Source organism: Bacillus sp. FSL P4-0290 (assembly GCF_037975435.1).
Taxonomy (GTDB): domain Bacteria; phylum Bacillota; class Bacilli; order Bacillales; family Bacillaceae; genus Bacillus; species Bacillus subtilis.
This window is the reverse complement of record NZ_CP150253.1, coordinates 238,110-254,350: the sequence shown is the minus strand read 5'-3', so window position 1 is coordinate 254,350 and position 16,241 is coordinate 238,110. Positions and strand designations below refer to the sequence as shown.

Genomic DNA, 16,241 nt, shown 5'->3' with positions numbered 1-16,241 from the left:
GACTGTCATGTTTAAAAAGGCATTTCAAATTCTGCAGCAGCTTGGCCGCGCGTTGATGACTCCGGTTGCCGTCCTGCCGGCAGCAGGTCTTTTGCTCCGTTTCGGAGACAAGGATTTACTGAACATCCCTATTATAAAGGATGCAGGCGGCGTTGTATTCGATAATCTCCCGCTGATTTTCGCCGTAGGGGTCGCGATCGGATTAGCCGGCGGAGAAGGTGTAGCCGGACTTGCCGCTGTCATCGGATACTTAATTTTAACCGTCACCCTCGACAATATGGGAAAATTACTCGGCCTTCAGCCTCCGTATGAAGGAGCCGAGCACCTGATTGATATGGGGGTTTTCGGAGGAATCATCATCGGGCTTCTCGCCGCCTATTTATATAAGCGATTTTCATCAATCGAGCTGCATCCGGTCCTTGGATTTTTCTCTGGAAAACGATTTGTCCCGATTATTACTTCCGTCAGTTCATTGGTGATCGGCGTCATTTTCTCATTCGTTTGGCCGCTGATCCAAAACGGAATTAACGCAGCCAGCAGTTTAATTGCCGATTCAACAGTCGGCCTGTTCTTTTATGCAACGATCTATCGTTTGCTGATTCCTTTTGGCCTGCATCATATTTTTTATACGCCTTTCTATTTTATGATGGGAGAATACACAGACCCATCAACAGGCAACACCGTAACCGGCGACCTGACAAGGTTTTTCGCGGGAGACCCGACAGCCGGGCGCTTTATGATGGGGGATTTCCCTTACATGATTTTCTGTCTGCCGGCAGTTGCACTTGCCATTATCCATACCGCGCGTCCGGAAAAGAAAAAAATGATCTCCGGCGTGATGATTTCTGCGGCGCTCACATCTATGCTGACCGGAATTACAGAACCGGTTGAGTTTTCTTTCTTGTTCGTTGCGCCCGTGCTCTATTTGATTAACTCTATTCTTGCCGGCGTCATCTTTGTCGTTTGTGATTTATTCCATGTCCGCCACGGCTATACGTTCTCAGGCGGCGGAATTGACTACGTCTTGAACTACGGACTGTCTACAAACGGCTGGGTTGTCATTCCTGTCGGGATCGTGTTTGCTTTCATTTATTATTATTTGTTCCGATTTGCGATTCTGAAATGGAATTTGAAAACGCCCGGCCGTGAGACAGATGAAGACGGTCAGAATGAGGAGAAAGCTCCAGTTGCAAAAGACCAGCTTGCCTTTCACGTGCTGCAGGCCTTGGGCGGACAGCAAAATATCGCTAACCTGGATGCATGTATCACAAGGCTTCGTGTGACCGTCCATCAGCCAAGCCAAGTCAGCAAGGATGAATTAAAACGGCTTGGTGCAGTAGGTGTGCTGGAGGTCAACAACAACTTCCAGGCAATATTCGGAACTAAGTCCGATGCCTTAAAAGACGACATCAAAACAATCATGGCCGGAGGCGTCCCTGCCACCGCCGCCGCGCTGGACACGGTAACTGACAAACAGCAGAAGCCCGATTCCGGTGAGACCTTTATCTATCCGATTAAAGGAGAAACAGTCTCTTTAGGGGATGTGCCTGATCAAGTCTTTTCAGAAAAAATGATGGGCGAGGGATTTGCGATTATACCATCAGAAGGAAAAGTCGTTGCACCTGCGGACGGCGAGATCGTCTCGATTTTTCCGACAAAACACGCCATCGGCTTTATGAGCGCCGGCGGCACTGAAATCCTGATTCATGTCGGCATCGATACCGTCAAACTGAATGGGGAAGGCTTTGAAGCACATGTCACAAGCGGACAAGCCGTCAAACAAGGCGAACTGCTTCTCACCTTTGATCTCAATTACATCAAGCAGCATGCCGCTTCAGCCATAACACCGGTTATTTTCACAAATACCACTGAAGAAGATCTAAAGCACATTCAAATAATGAAGTAAAAAAGTCCCCCCTGCTGCGGGGACTTTTTCGCCAACATATCGAAAGCGCTATCAAAATAAAATAACTTGAAAAAAGGTGTTTGCATTTGAATCACGAATGATATGAATATGCCTACATTCTATCGTTCTAAAGGGGGATTCATTTGAAAAAATTAATCGCGTTTCAAATTTTAATCGCTTTGGCTGTCGGCGCGGTGATCGGCCACTTTTTTCCTGATTTCGGGATGGCACTGAGGCCTGTCGGAGATGGATTTATCCGCCTGATTAAAATGATTGTTGTGCCGATTGTATTTTCTACCATTGTCATTGGAGCCGCAGGAAGCGGAAGCATGAAAAAAATGAGCAGCCTCGGCATCAAGACGATCATTTGGTTCGAAGTGATTACAACGTTGGTATTAGGGCTTGGACTTTTATTAGCGAATGTCTTAAAACCAGGTGTCGGGCTTGACCTCTCCCATTTGGCAAAAAAAGATATCCATGAACTTTCCGGCTACACAGACAAAGTTGTTGATTTCAAGCAAATGATCCTGGATATTATCCCTACAAACATTATTGATGTCATGGCCAGAAATGATTTGCTTGCCGTTATTTTCTTCGCCATTTTATTTGGTGTCGCCGCAGCTGGTATCGGCAAAGCTTCTGAACCAGTAATGAAGTTTTTTGAATCTACCGCTCAGATTATGTTCAAGCTCACGCAAATCGTCATGGTCACTGCTCCTATCGGCGTGTTAGCCCTGATGGCAGCTTCTGTGGGCCAATATGGCATTGAACTCCTCCTCCCTATGTTTAAGCTGGTTGGCACCGTATTCCTTGGCCTGTTCCTGATCCTCTTTGTCCTCTTTCCGCTTGTCGGTCTCATCTTTCAGATTAAGTATTTCGAAGTATTGAAAATGATATGGGATCTGTTTTTAATTGCATTTTCCACCACCAGCACTGAAACCATTCTCCCTCAGCTGATGGATAGAATGGAGAAATACGGCTGTCCCAAACGAGTGGTATCATTTGTCGTTCCCTCCGGCTTGTCATTGAACTGTGACGGCTCCAGCTTATATTTATCGGTTTCTTGTATCTTTCTCGCACAGGCCTTTCAAGTAGACATGACATTGTCCCAGCAGCTGCTCATGATGCTTGTGCTTGTGATGACGAGTAAAGGCATTGCAGCTGTACCCTCAGGATCGCTTGTAGTTCTTCTGGCGACTGCCAATGCTGTAGGACTGCCGGCTGAAGGCGTTGCCATTATCGCGGGTGTTGACCGCGTCATGGACATGGCGAGAACAGGCGTGAACGTACCGGGACATGCGATCGCCTGTATCGTGATATCAAAATGGGAAAAGGCCTTCCGCCAAAAAGAATGGGTTTCCGCAAACAGCCAAACTGAAAGCATATAGAAAAAAAGAACACCTCAATACGAGGTGTTCTTTTTTTATTCAGCAGCAGCGTGATCTTCTGTTTCAATCGCTGCCAGTCTTGCGTTTACTTCTTCTTCTGTCATATTATGCTCTTTCACATACAGGTTTCTTGGGTTCGTGCGGCATTCGTGGCTGCAGCTGCGCATATATTTATACTCATTTTCCGGTGTGCATATCATTTTTTTATTGCAAGATGGATTTGCGCAGTTCACATAACGCTCACACGGTTCTCCTGTAAAGTAGTCCTTGCCGACAATCACATGCTCGACACGGTTGACAGGCACGCTGATTCTTTCATCAAATACGTAGCACTGGCCGTCCCAAAGCTTGCCTTGCACCTCTGGATCTTTTCCGTATGTCACGATTCCGCCGTCAAGCTGTGCTACATCTTCAAAGCCTTGCTTCACCAGCCATCCTGAGAACTTTTCACAGCGTACGCCGCCTGTACAGTACGTTAAAATCTTTTTGCCTTCAAGCATATCTTTGTGCTCTTCGATCCATTCAGGTAATTCGCGGAAGGCTTCGATGTCAGGACGGACCGCACCTCTGAAATGGCCAAGGTCATACTCGTAATCGTTACGCGCGTCGATGACAATTGTGTTTGGATCCTGCATCTTCTCATAAAATTCTGCAGGCTTCAAATGCTGGCCTGTTGTTTCGTTCGGATCGACATCATCTTCAAGACGAAGCGTTACAAGCTCTTTTTTATGGCGGACGAAGATTTTTTTGAAGGCATGGCCTTCTGCTTCATCAATTTTAAATACCATGTCCGCAAAACGAGGATCAGCTTTCATTGTTTCCATATATTTTTCAGTCTGTTCAACCGTACCTGATACCGTACCGTTAATTCCTTCAGAAGAAACAAGGATACGGCCTAACAAACCAAGCTCCTTACAAAAAGCCAGATGCTGCTCTCTAAACGCCTCTGGATCTTCAATCGGAACATATTTATAGTAAAGTAATACTCTGTATTGTTTTTCCATGTTTTAAACACCCTGTTCAATTATAGTTAGTTGCTATGCACACTCTTACTATATCATACAGGAAAATGCCGCAAAGATGAACAGATCCGCCCAGACTGATAAAAATATCCAAGCTCTTACAAACCTAAGCAGCACAAGGGTTTCTCATGGCAAACAAGTATTTTCCATTCATTTACTAATCAATATAGTTATCTGAAAACTATCAAACAAAAGGTGAACTCTACCTGTTATAGCACAGGAAGACACCGCTCACTTGATAATGACAGATGGCGTGATATGCTCCAGCCAAATGACACCGTCATATTGTTCCTTAAGGATCATCCGCTCTTCCATGTACCCCCAATAGAGCGCAGTCCGCGGGGTATACATCCACGAAGTGCCTTTCTTGTTTTTTGTATGGAGAAAATCAACAAAAACAACTGGATGATCCGCAGCTTTCAGCAAAGCTTCAAGGCTCCCAGACGGCGGCGGGCTTGTAACCGGCTTAACAGTCTTATTATCGGAGCTATCAAGACTCGCACCTGAGTAAGCATAAATGCCAATCGTATATGTTTGTTTTTTCAGCCGCTCCGGCAAATAATCACCCATGTTTGGGCCGTTTAGCTGTACCCAGTCCTTTATCATCTTCGTATTCTGTTTGCGTAGATGGTAATTGTGGCCCCAGACAATGATTTTCTTTTTCGGATAAAGGGTGTCAGCTACCCACTGAAATTGTTCAGCCATCATGCGGTCTCTCATAAAGAATGAAAAATTCTCAATATTCTCCGGATACTCCTCTAGTTTTTCTTTCATTTCTTCCAGCATATACGTTTCCATTACGTCAATTCTCAGCTGAAGAGAATGCATAAACATCTCATAAGCTTTCGGCTCTTTTGGAAGGTTTTCTTTTAGCTCTGAAGCATGTGTTTTAGTGAACTTGATCAGCTTCTGATAGTTTTTCACAAGCTTTTCCTTCTTTTGCGAAAATTCATCAAACGTATTGCTGTCTGTCACTAATGTTGAAAAATCATTTTCTGATTGGGAGAGCAACTCTGCTTTCTCAGGGTCCACCGCTTTTACCCAATGAGTCGCAGCATCATTGAATGAATTCTTCATGCTTTGAATATCAAAACCGGTAAGGATCAGCGGATCGCCTTTCTCTTTTTGCTCTTTCATGTAATCAAACAATTCAACGACATCTTCTGTGTGCCATACAGCGTAAATGGAGTTTTTCATCGTGCTTTTAGGGGTTAATTGGTCCATATTAAGGTAGGATGCATTTGTATCAGGAAAGCCAGACTCAAATGCCAATACATCGTATCCCAGCTCTTCGTGGAGATATTTGATCATTCTGACCTTTGTGGCGTTGATTTCACCAGCGCCGTGTGTCGTTTCCCCTAACTGAACGATTCGTTTCCCTTTCAGCACCTTCTTTAGAAATCGAAGGTCTTTGTTTGAAGCATTGGAAGCATCCAGTGGCTGTGCATGTCGTTCAATCCATGAACCCCAATATTTTTCTTCAGAAGCAGCACGGGCAGAGGCTGAAAAAGAAGAAAACGCCAGACAAACGATCAGCAGCGGCAGGGTCATTCTCACTATCATTCGTTTCAATTCTATCTCTCCTTTTCTGCTAGGTTCTCTAGTCATTACGAGATAGATACAGAAAAAGTTTCCTTTTCCTGCCAACAAAAAAAGCTTCTCTGTTGAAAGAAGCTTTAGCTGGATTCTCTCATCACCTGATGAAAGTAAAACCGATACGTATTTCGTAAAAATGTCTCAACCGGAAGCTGCACATCCGCTTGGTATTTGCTGATGATGAATGGAAACCGCTCGATTCCTTTTTCGCGCAAATTGTTCGCTTGTTCATCATCTATTGCCTTCTCTTGCAAAACCGCTTCAACGATCGGCCAGCACACTTCTCGCACTTGCCGCAGGACGGCTTCATCTCCGGTGTTCTGATAATCTGTAATCCAGCTGATGATTTGTTTCTCCATGAATCTCACCTTTCTTCAAAAAAAGAGGCGCTGCGTTTATGCAAGCTCCTCTTTTTATTCTTCGTAACCTATCAGTTCTCCGACTTGGACTTCTTGGCCTTCTGCTAAATGGGCGGACGGCTGGAACGCGTCTTTTTCAAAAATCAAAATGACGGTTGAGCCAAATGAAAAGTATCCCAGCTCTTCGCCGATCTCCAATTCAGCACGCGTGCTCGTCTGCACGATAGAATTAATATTCATCGCGCCGACAGGAATCATCAGGACATTTCGGCTGCCACTATTCAGCTCGTACACAAATCGGTAATTTTTCGACAGCACATCTTTCCCGTATTTTAAGCCTAATTGATTTACCGGGTATGAGCGATTTCCGAGCTCGGCCAGCTTTTGATACCTGCAGCTGATCGGAGAATGGAAACGGTGATAATGCCTCGGGCTTAAATACAGCACGACGAAGTATCCGCCGTTGTATTGATGGTCTGCGCTTTTACAGCCGGTCAGTTCAGCGAATGAGTAATCTTTTCCCTTCACCGTAAAGGTTTGATTCGGGTTGATGATTCCTACCGTCTGAACCACACCGTCAACAGGGCTGACCACCGCATGCGCCTCTTTTGACACAGGGCGCCGCTCCAGATTTATTTGTCGAATAAACAATTCAGACAGCGATCCGTAATCAGCAGCCGTACCGTCCACATCATCCCAATTCAGCCGAAAATGTTTTGAGAAAAGCGGAATGACCGGTTTGCTGATTTTTGACTCGCAAAATCCTTTAATCAGATAGGATGACAGACGATGATTCGTCAGCTCTATCAATGATCGATACAGAATCTTTACAGCCGTATTAAACATGAATAATCCCTATAACCCTTCCGATTGTAATAAAAACAAAGCACCATAAAAAGGCGCCGATTGCCGCAAACGCAACATACGTTTTCAGATCCATTTTGCCGATCCCCGAAAAGTAGCACGTCACATGTCTGACGCCGGGAATAAAATAACCTAAAATAAGAGAATATGGACCGTATTTCTTCATCCATTTTTCCACTTTCATCATTCTCTTTTCTTTTAAGCCGACCCACTTGCCGTACTTGTCGATAAACGGGCGTCCGGCTTTTCTGCCAATCATGTAGCTGATCAGCATACCTAACAAAGCCCCGACAAAACTGATCAATATCGAAAGCTCATAATTCAACACATCGGTATGCGTGAAATAGCCAACAACGGTCATCATTACTTCATCTGGAATCGGCAATCCTACAATCCCTAATACCAACATCAAAAAAATAGCGAGATAACCGTAATCCGCTATGAGCTGCTGAACTAATTCCATCTCCCGGACTCCAGGTTTTCTGCCGCATGTTTTTTAAAATGAGGGAATTTTATTTTACTCACCATTAAATATGAAAGTCCGCAAGTGCCGATTGCCAGAAGGATCGGGTTATAGGTGAAGCTTAGAATAACGAGACACATGCCCGCAAACGGAATCGGCATACCGATAAATGTCGGGAGCTTGCTTTGTTCAATGTTAAATTTAGAGAGGCGAAGCATTCCGCAAATGCTGTACGTCAATGCGCATAAGATCCCGATAAATGGCAGGGTATACAACGCGACACTGTAAGCAAGCATAGAAGGAGCCACCCCAAACGTAACCAGATCGGCAAACGAATCCAGTTCTTTCCCCATATCAGAAACGGCATTCAGCTTACGAGCAGCCATCCCGTCAAAGAAATCAAGGAACATGCCTGTAAAAATAAAAAGCACTGCTGAATGAATGTTGTGATATAGCAAGGAATGAATCGCCAGCAATCCGCAAATGAAGTTTCCTATCGTAATCATACAGGGGATGTAATTCACAGTGTAACCAAACCTCCAATTGTAAAACCATCTATATTATTTGACGATAGTGATCGAATAGCGTTACAGGAAAAATTTTTCTCCAATAAGCATGATAACATAGAATGCTCCCAAAAAAAGCAGCATTCAAATTCTATTATTATACAACATTTGTTACCTTTTGAAAAATGAATGCCAATCTTTTCATGTTCCTTACTATTTTATCCCCCCGCATAAAAAGGACAAGACGCGTTGATTGACGTACTCTGGCTGCTCCAGAGATAACAGATGTCCGGCGTTCTTTACGATTTCAGCCTGAATTCCCGGCACCAATACCGAAGCCCGCTCAAAGGCCATTTGCTGATGGTACATGACCTCGTGCTCACCGAACATCAGCAGTACCGGGACTTGTATCGATTTCAATTCCTGGTCTGTGAACACGTACGGAAAGCCGTTTTCTGTCGGCTTCAGGCTCCTTTGCTCATCCTGCCATTCCACGCCCGCCACAATTTGTCTTTGCAGTAAAGGATGCAGATCATAACTGTCGCCTGTGATCCACTTGATATATGATTCAGCTCCTTTTTCCCCTGTAAGCTCTGCAGCGTATTTATAGACATCCGGATGAAATGAAATAAACGCTTCAGCGGGACTCATAACAACCGCCCGCTCTACTCTTTCAGGCGCGCGGAGTAAGAAATTCACGATATGGGACCCGCCAAGCGAAAGGCCGGCCAGGTGTGCCGTCTCAAGTCCAAGAGAATCAAAGACATCTTTCATCCATTCTGCAAAATCAGCTCTCGTTTCCATGGCTGCTGATGGTATACTTTTATTTTTGTCTCCTATTATATCGACCGCATATGTACGAAATTGACTGCTCCACGCTGCGATATTCGGATACCACATCGCAGAGCTGAAAAGGCCTCCGTGAAGCAAAATGAGCGAAGGTGCGTCCTTTGGCCCACTTGCAATGATATGTGTTTTTCCAAAACGAGTAGAAACATAGAATGCTTCCGACTCAATCGGCCACAAAGAAAGGCTTTGATCATATGCCTGGTAAAAGCGCAGACCACTTTCAACCGCGGCAAACTGCATTGAATCTTGTATCATCTTCTTCTTTTTCCTCCGGGTTTGATTGATATAAAGGATAACGCCCCTTTTGTCTCGTAAGAAAAAATACCTATTTCTTATTATCTCACATAATAAATTTCCAGTATATAGTTTGGTTTCCTGCAATAAATAAAAAAGGCAGTTCCCTTAAAATCAAGGAAACTGCTATTCTTTGAAGACTAATGGAATGGCATGATCTTTTTTATCCTCTGTTAACGAGATCTGATGGGTTACTGATGTTTCACCCTTCGTCAACGCGACTGAGTAATCGCCTTTTCTGCCGGTATCCCATTTGATATCTCCGTTTTTGTCTGTTTTACCAAGTATCTCGCCAATCTCTGTACTCGGCTCCTCATCTGAAGAGGGCGCTTTGACAATCGTCACTTGAACCCCTGCGACCGGCAGCCCCTTAGCATCCTCCACATGAAGAGTGACAGGAATAGTCATTTCTTTTTGAGAAGAATGCGTCTGCGAACTGCATCCGCATAAAAACAAAATAGACATGAATATGGCTAGTTTGCTGTATTTATTGATTTGCCCAATATTGAATATTGTTGAATACATCGTTCGTCACCCTTGTTCCCAAGTTATATGACGATCCTCCGTTCGTGTGAATGGCAATCGCTGTCTGCCCTGTATCACTGTAGTTTCGATAAACAGGCGAGCCGCTTTGGCAGCCGTACGTATCGGTTGTATAGGTCAGCTTATACGTTTCAGCGGAGCGAATCGGCTTTGTATCAGACCACATCGTGCCAAAGGTTTTGTCACACGGGAATCCTGTCACTGACGAGGAAAGGCCCACGGGACTGCTGCTGTTTGTGGTCCGGTAGCCGTACCAGCCAACCGTGTTTCCAGGAGAACCGTTTAATTTAATAGCTCCGTAATCATAGTTGGTGTCTTTGCTTTCCGTCCATCCTTTGACGGAGTAAAACATCGTGCCTGAATAAGTACCGTACGGATATGACGAACCATTGCGGCCCGGCGCGGCGGTTATCGTCGAAGCCCATCCATGATCCTGGCTGTACACACAATGTCCAGCCGTGACGACTGTATTTGGATTGACTAAAAATCCGGTACATCCATAAGTGCTTGAAGTGTTGGGATACTTGATTGACAGTTGAACGGTTGCTCTATATGGAAAAGATGTCGTGCTGGAGATTCTGGTGCGTTCATCAGTTCCGATAATGCTCGAAGGCTGTAAGGTTTGAATGTTTTTTTCCAGTTCCGTTTGGCCGCCGTATAACGATTTACTTGTTTTTCCGGTTCCCTCATAAGGGGCGGAAACCTGATCTGCTTTTGACGTTTGGTTTTTCGTAGCATCAGCTTCTTTACCGGTATTCGATACAGAAGTTTGCGGGTTCTCTGCCGCTTTTGCCGGTACGCCAAAAGAAACCGCTGCTGCCAAAGCCAAACACAAAACCGTTAAGTAAGCGAACCATTGTTTTCTGAATCTTGGAACTAATTTCATTTTGTCATCTCCCTCCTTTAGTGTCAACCACCCGTATCGATGGAAGACTTTTACATTATAATCAGGTTTCTGATTCTTATGATAAAACTTTTACGGAGAAAGAAAAAAACAGGCCTTGTCCCATGACAAGACCTGTTCAAACTCTATTTTAAAATTAGCTGGTCCAACGCTTTCTTTGCATTCTCTCTTGCCGTTTCAACTGAATCAGCAGCAGAAAGCGCAACTGCCATACGACGTCCGGCTTTTGTTATCGGCTTTCCAAAGACGCGCACTTGAGTCTTTGGGACTGCCAGTGCGTTTTCCAATCCTTCAACAGTGTAATCCGCTAATTCTTCCGGCGCTTTGAGGGGCCTGCTGGCGCCAGGAGAAAGCTGTGTGATTTCTGTAATCGGAAAGCCGAGAATCGCCCGGACATGCAGCGCAAATTCTGACAAATTTTGCGTCACCAGCGTGACAAGACCCGTATCATGCGGACGAGGAGATACCTCACTGAAATATACCCTATCTTTCGCAAGGAACAGCTCAACACCAAACAGGCCGTATCCGCCAAGCTCATCCGTGATCGTTTTCGCAATATGCTTCGCTTCTTCTATTTGCTGCTCTGTCATATCATGCGGCTGCCACGATTCGATATAATCCCCGTCCTTTTGCACATGACCGATCGGCTCACAAAATGCCGTACCGTTAACCGCACGTACGGTTAAGAGTGTGATTTCTGATTCGAAAGGGATAAACTCCTCAACGATCACGCGGCCGTTTTTCACCCGTCCGCCTTCCATCGCCGTCTCCCAGCAGCTCTCTAAATCCGCTTCAGAGCGGCACACACTTTGGCCTTTTCCAGAAGAACTCATCAATGGTTTAACGACACAAGGAAAACCGATCTGAGCTGCCGCTTGTATAAATTCATCATATGTATTCGCAAATTCATAGCCAGCTGTCGCAAGTCCAAGCGTTTCCGCCGCAAGTCGTCTGATGCCTTCCCGATCCATCGTCAGCTTGGCCGCACGGGCATTCGGGATAACGTGAAATCCTTCCTCTTCAAGCTTCAGCAATTCATCCGTCGCAATCGCCTCAACCTCAGGCACAATCAAATCCGGATTTTCTTTCTCAATGATGGTTCTGATCTGCTCTGGGTCCAGCATATCAACGACATAACTGTTATGCGCGACCTGCATCGCCGGAGCATGCTCGTAACTGTCAACTGCCACCGTCTGTACCCCAAGACGCTGGGCTTCAATCACTACCTCTTTACCTAATTCACCTGAACCTAACAATAAAACCTTCTTTGATTGATACATCTTTGCCCCTCCTATCTGTTCCAAACCATTATAACTGAAATATTTGAAAAATAAATTTTTATTAAAAAAGATAAAATTATTATTGAGGGTTAAAATCTTTTAAATTCTTAAACGAAAGCAGACAAATAACGGTCTGCTTTCTCTATTCCTAAACAGCAACATCATACAAGAAATCCCCCAAAATCATGCTACACTTAATCCAAGACCACCACACCGACAGGAGGCATCCCATGCAAAACGAAACCCGCACACTGCAGCTTGACCCACACCTTCATATAGAAGCCTACCGCTTCAAGGGAATTATGCAGAAGTTCCCGAACCACTTTCACGATTATTATGTGATTGGATTTATTGAAAAAGGGCAACGGTATCTGGCCTGTCAGGATCAAGAATATATCATCAATCCAGGTGATCTTCTCCTCTTTAACCCCCGTGACACGCATAGCTGTGAACAGATTGACGGCCGGACGCTTGATTATTGGTGTATCAATGTCATGCCGGATATCATGGAGAAGGCGGTGAAAGAGATTACTGGCTCCGGGCATCTCCCTTATTTCTCCCAGCATGTGTTATTCCGCCATGAGCTGACAGCCAGCCTGCAGGAATTGCATATTTTGATATCCGAGGAAAAACAAGCTTTGCGTAAGGAGGAGCTGTTTCTTCATCTATTAGAGGAGCTGATCCGCCATTATTCAGATGTCACGTTCCTTAGCAGCGTTCCAGAACCATCAGACGAAGTCAAAATGGTTTGTGAATTTTTAGAAGAGCATTATGCCGAAAATGTTACACTCAATGATTTGAGTGAATTAACAGGCTGGAGCAAGTATCATTTATTGCGTTCATTTACAAAACAAAAAGGCATTACCCCTAATAGCTACATGGAAACAATCCGGATTAATCAAGCCAAAAAACTCCTTGAACAAGGGGTAAGGCCGATTGATGCGGCATTTCAGACAGGATTCAGCGATCAGAGTCATATGACGAAGTTTTTTAAACGGCAGGTGGGGCTGACGCCGAAGCAATACATGAAGATTTTTGAAAAGGAGCTTCACAGATGAACATACAAAGAGAAACTTCGGGGCATATCGCAGCCATTGTGACCATTCTGATTTGGGGGACGACCTTTATTTCGACAAAAGTTCTGCTGGCTGACTTCTCTCCAATGGAAATATTATTTTATCGGTTTTTGATGGGCTTTATCGCTCTTATCCTCGTCCGTCCCAACATGATTCCGTTCAGAAATTGGCGGCAGGAGCTGTTGTTTGCCGGAGCTGGTTTATTTGGCGTAACCTTATACTTTCTATTAGAAAATATAGCTCTCACCTATACATACGCCTCCAATGTCGGCATGATCGTGTCCATTATACCGATGATCACTGCGGTTTTGGCCCATTTTCTGCTCGAAGGCGAAAAATTGCGTCTGACTTTTTTGATTGGATTTATCTCGGCACTGATCGGGCTTTTATTGATTACGTTTAACGGCAATGTGGTACTGCGTCTAAATCCGCTCGGAGACATCATGGCAGCCGGGGCTGCTCTCGTGTTTGGCGGATACTCGATATTCATGAAAAAATTAAGCGCCTACGAATACCACATCATCGAGCTGACACAGAGAGTATTTTTGTATGGTTTATTGTTTATGGTTCCCGCTTTATTTTTGTTCGACTTCCATTTTGACCTAAGCCGATTTTCATCTGCTTCAAATATACTCAACATGCTTTTCTTAGGGATTGGCGCTTCTGCCCTGTGCTTCGCCACTTGGAATTATTCAGTTGGAGTGCTCGGAGCCGTCAAATCCAGTGCGTATATTTACATGGTCCCGGTTATCACGATCGCCGCTTCTGTCCTGATTCTGCACGAAAACATGACATGGATCGCTCTTCTAGGAGGCGCGCTTACACTTTTAGGCCTCTACATTTCAGAGCTGAAACCGAAAGCGAAGCTGTTGGAGAACGGATGTAAAATGGATGCTTAACGGCATCCATTTTTTTATTTTGTCCTACGTTTGCCACCTATAAATGAACGCAATCTAACAAAGGAGGAATCGAAATGGTTGATGAAATGGTCTTAATCACACAGCAATGGCTGAACGATACGTACAGCGGCAAACATGGGTATAACCCAGTTGAAGAAAGCGGGAAAACTGGGTGGGATACGATCTACGGTCTGACTCGGGCGCTTCAAATTGAATTGGGTATCTCAGAGCCAGCCGATAACTTCGGGCCGACAACACAGCGCTTATTTAAGCCTCTTAAACGCCAAGCTCCAGATTCAAAACCAAGCAACATGAATTTTATTTTACAAGGGGCTTTATGGTGTAAAGGCTTTAATCCCGGCGGTTTTACAGGCGTCTTTTACGAAAAAACAGAAAATGCGGTAAAAGAATTTCAAAAAGCTGCCGGACTGACAACACAGGATGGGATTGTCACCACGTTAATTATGAAAGCCTTATTAGACATGAGCGCTTTTAAGCTGGTGTCTGGGGGTGATTCAAGAATTCGCCAGATTCAACAAAACTTAAATCGAGACTACAATGACTATATCGGGTTAATGCCTTGTGACGGACTGTATGGCCGCGATACAAATAAAGCTCTTATTTATGCCCTGCAAAAAGAAGAAGGCATGAGCACAAGTGTTGCCAATGGATTTTTCGGAAACGGCACCACAAGTTTGTGCCCTACTTTAACTCCCGGCGATTCAAGAACAGGATTTGTCTTAATTGTTCAGTACGCCCTCTATTGTAACGGAAAATCGTTCGATCCTGGTGAGTTTGACGGCAAATATGGTGTGGGTGTTGTTTCAGCTGTTAAAGCATTTCAAGAGTTCATGTGCCTGCCGCAAACAGGTTATGCAGATATGCCAACCATTAAAGCTTTATTATCAAGCTCAGGAGACACAACTCGCGCCGCTTCTGCTTGTGACACTGCTACAATTATAACCGCAGAAAAAGCTCAAACACTGCGGAATAACGGTTATAAAACGGTTGGCAGATATTTGACCGGAAATGTGCGGACAAGCAGCGGCCTCACATCTAAAGCCCTGACATCTAAAGAGCTTGCAGTTATTCTTGATGCCGGATTGAAGGTTTTCCCAATTTATCAAGACGGCGGCTATGAATCTTCTTATTTTGTCAAAGACCAAGGCACAAGAGATGCATATAGTGCCGCTTCTGCTGCTAGAAGATTAGGTTTTCCGTCAGGCACGACCATTTATTTCGCTGTCGATTTTGATGCATACGATTATGAAGTGACCGATAAAATCATTCCTTATTTCCAAGAGATTAAGTCAGCATTTACAAAAATGCAGACATTTTCAACCGCACCTAAGTATGAAATAGGGGTTTACGGACCAAGAAACATTTGTATCCGTACATCTGAAGCAGGACTGACAAAGTATAGTTTTGTGGCAAATATGTCAACAGGATTTAGCGGCAATCTCGGCTATCCGATGCCAAACAACTGGGCCTTTGATCAATTTTATGAAGGAACCATCGGAAGCGGTTCTGGAAGCATCGGGATTGATAAAGACGGATTTTCAGGAAGAGACTCAGGTGCAAGCAATGTAAATCCGCCGTCTGATCCGGTATATGATGCAAGGCTGCGTACACTGACAGACATTTTATCTACCATTCCGGCTTTAGAAAATCTAACAAGTTTGGCAAACGCGATGTTTGAATTTGATACGACAGAAACCATTTTCACATCACCTGAGTTGGATATTATTCTATCAACTTCACTTCTGGCAACCATACCAAGTGAAGGTTCACCAAACACAATTACCATTACAAATGGTAAACCAGGTGCCTATATCACGGGTTTATTGGGCGACACTCAAACGTCTCTCACTGCGTCACAAATCGACTCTTATCAAAACCTTTTAAATAGTCTGAGCTTATCAGTACGCAACGGTTATTTGGAGGTTTATGTAAATCCAACAGCTGAATCTTTAAATATTCAAATTAAAATCTATACACCTGATATTCCAGTCGGTGACAATATCACAACTGGACTAACGACTACGATTACGTTTAAAATAAAACAGAAGCACTTTACTTTACCAGATACTGAGGAAGTATACTCACCAGATTGGGATACTATTGTCAACAACATGCTTGTGGTAGGTACAGGTATCTTAATTGTTGCTGGTATTGGTGCATTAGTATTAACGGTAGGTCCTGAAATGGGAGCTGCTGCAGTACTCTTCCGTACATTTTTAGCACTTTTTAAATAATATTGTTTCTCCATGAGTCCTGTAGGGATTCATGGAG

Annotated in this window: 15 protein-coding genes; 5 read left to right on the top strand and 10 right to left on the bottom strand. The window is 44.3% G+C overall.

All coding sequences use genetic code 11. From position 1 onward, the window contains the following. Positions 1-7 precede the first annotated feature (7 nt). A complete protein-coding gene (ptsG, locus tag MKY10_RS01410) occupies positions 8-1,906 on the top strand; it encodes a glucose-specific PTS transporter subunit IIBC (protein ID WP_033883167.1) in 1,899 nt (632 codons plus the stop codon). A 143-nt stretch (positions 1,907-2,049) separates the two neighbouring features. Beyond that, positions 2,050-3,294 (top strand): glutamate-aspartate/proton symporter GltP, encoded by a 1,245-nt coding sequence (gltP, locus tag MKY10_RS01405; RefSeq protein WP_048654982.1) that lies wholly within the window; start codon positions 2,050-2,052, stop codon positions 3,292-3,294. A gap of 35 nt (positions 3,295-3,329) precedes the next feature. On the opposite strand, the gene MKY10_RS01400 is transcribed toward gltP, so the two are convergent. From MKY10_RS01400 to purT, 10 genes are all read right to left on the bottom strand, one after another. Continuing rightward, positions 3,330-4,298 (bottom strand): rhodanese-related sulfurtransferase, encoded by a 969-nt coding sequence (locus MKY10_RS01400; protein WP_003246287.1) that lies wholly within the window; start codon positions 4,296-4,298, stop codon positions 3,330-3,332. A 249-nt stretch (positions 4,299-4,547) separates the two neighbouring features. Next, positions 4,548-5,888 (bottom strand): erythromycin esterase family protein, encoded by a 1,341-nt coding sequence (locus MKY10_RS01395; protein ID WP_015252926.1) that lies wholly within the window; start codon positions 5,886-5,888, stop codon positions 4,548-4,550. 104 nt (positions 5,889-5,992) lie between these two features. After that, positions 5,993-6,271, bottom strand: a complete 279-nt coding sequence (locus tag MKY10_RS01390; RefSeq protein WP_021481898.1) for a hypothetical protein — start codon at positions 6,269-6,271, stop codon at positions 5,993-5,995. A gap of 54 nt (positions 6,272-6,325) precedes the next feature. After that, the gene (locus MKY10_RS01385) at positions 6,326-7,117 is read right to left on the bottom strand and encodes a phosphatidylserine decarboxylase (RefSeq protein ID WP_003234858.1); all 792 of its coding nucleotides are present in this window, start codon (positions 7,115-7,117) and stop codon (positions 6,326-6,328) included. After that, positions 7,110-7,598, bottom strand: a complete 489-nt coding sequence (locus MKY10_RS01380) for a DedA family protein (protein ID WP_003234861.1) — start codon at positions 7,596-7,598, stop codon at positions 7,110-7,112. The genes MKY10_RS01385 and MKY10_RS01380 overlap by 8 nt, the downstream gene beginning before the upstream one ends. Next, a complete protein-coding gene (gene pssA, locus MKY10_RS01375; RefSeq protein ID WP_014475661.1) occupies positions 7,589-8,122 on the bottom strand; it encodes a CDP-diacylglycerol--serine O-phosphatidyltransferase in 534 nt (177 codons plus the stop codon). The genes MKY10_RS01380 and pssA overlap by 10 nt, the downstream gene beginning before the upstream one ends. Positions 8,123-8,317: 195 nt before the next feature. Next, positions 8,318-9,208 carry an enantioselective carboxylesterase CesB gene (gene cesB, locus MKY10_RS01370; RefSeq protein WP_015252928.1) on the bottom strand — a complete coding sequence of 297 codons (891 nt, stop codon included), beginning with the start codon at positions 9,206-9,208 and terminating at the stop codon, positions 8,318-8,320. Between the two features lie 165 nt (positions 9,209-9,373). Next, positions 9,374-9,772: a YbfJ family protein gene (locus MKY10_RS01365; protein WP_015252929.1), complete on the bottom strand. Its 399-nt coding sequence runs from the start codon at positions 9,770-9,772 to the stop codon at positions 9,374-9,376. After that, entirely contained in the window at positions 9,735-10,676 is a 942-nt protein-coding gene (mpr, locus tag MKY10_RS01360) for an extracellular metalloprotease Mpr (RefSeq protein ID WP_003246370.1), read from the bottom strand. The genes MKY10_RS01365 and mpr overlap by 38 nt, the downstream gene beginning before the upstream one ends. A 143-nt stretch (positions 10,677-10,819) precedes the next feature. Further along, a complete protein-coding gene (gene purT, locus MKY10_RS01355) occupies positions 10,820-11,989 on the bottom strand; it encodes a phosphoribosylglycinamide formyltransferase 2 (protein ID WP_256683523.1) in 1,170 nt (389 codons plus the stop codon). A 215-nt stretch (positions 11,990-12,204) separates the two neighbouring features. Between purT and MKY10_RS01350 the strand changes: the two genes are divergently transcribed. The 3 genes from MKY10_RS01350 to MKY10_RS01340 all read left to right on the top strand — a co-directional run bounded on the left by MKY10_RS01350 (position 12,205) and on the right by MKY10_RS01340 (position 16,204). Next, on the top strand, positions 12,205-13,032 hold the full coding sequence (locus MKY10_RS01350; RefSeq protein ID WP_048654980.1) for an AraC family transcriptional regulator: 828 nt from the start codon (positions 12,205-12,207) through the stop codon (positions 13,030-13,032). Further along, entirely contained in the window at positions 13,029-13,949 is a 921-nt protein-coding gene (locus MKY10_RS01345) for a DMT family transporter (protein WP_003234873.1), read from the top strand. The genes MKY10_RS01350 and MKY10_RS01345 overlap by 4 nt, the downstream gene beginning before the upstream one ends. Positions 13,950-14,023: 74 nt before the next feature. Then, positions 14,024-16,204 (top strand): glycoside hydrolase domain-containing protein, encoded by a 2,181-nt coding sequence (locus MKY10_RS01340; protein WP_015252935.1) that lies wholly within the window; start codon positions 14,024-14,026, stop codon positions 16,202-16,204. The last annotated feature ends 37 nt before the right edge of the window (positions 16,205-16,241 follow it).

Coding starts and splice junctions, on each gene's coding strand:
- ptsG (WP_033883167.1), top strand. CDS start 8: ATGTTTAAAAAGGCATTTCAAATTCTGCAGCAGCTTGGCCGCGCGTTG.
- MKY10_RS01400 (WP_003246287.1), bottom strand. CDS start 4,298: ATGGAAAAACAATACAGAGTATTACTTTACTATAAATATGTTCCGATT.
- MKY10_RS01390 (WP_021481898.1), bottom strand. CDS start 6,271: ATGGAGAAACAAATCATCAGCTGGATTACAGATTATCAGAACACCGGA.
- MKY10_RS01385 (WP_003234858.1), bottom strand. CDS start 7,117: ATGTTTAATACGGCTGTAAAGATTCTGTATCGATCATTGATAGAGCTG.
- MKY10_RS01380 (WP_003234861.1), bottom strand. CDS start 7,598: ATGGAATTAGTTCAGCAGCTCATAGCGGATTACGGTTATCTCGCTATT.
- cesB (WP_015252928.1), bottom strand. CDS start 9,208: ATGATACAAGATTCAATGCAGTTTGCCGCGGTTGAAAGTGGTCTGCGC.
- MKY10_RS01365 (WP_015252929.1), bottom strand. CDS start 9,772: ATGTATTCAACAATATTCAATATTGGGCAAATCAATAAATACAGCAAA.
- mpr (WP_003246370.1), bottom strand. CDS start 10,676: ATGAAATTAGTTCCAAGATTCAGAAAACAATGGTTCGCTTACTTAACG.
- MKY10_RS01350 (WP_048654980.1), top strand. CDS start 12,205: ATGCAAAACGAAACCCGCACACTGCAGCTTGACCCACACCTTCATATA.
- MKY10_RS01345 (WP_003234873.1), top strand. CDS start 13,029: ATGAACATACAAAGAGAAACTTCGGGGCATATCGCAGCCATTGTGACC.
- MKY10_RS01340 (WP_015252935.1), top strand. CDS start 14,024: ATGGTTGATGAAATGGTCTTAATCACACAGCAATGGCTGAACGATACG.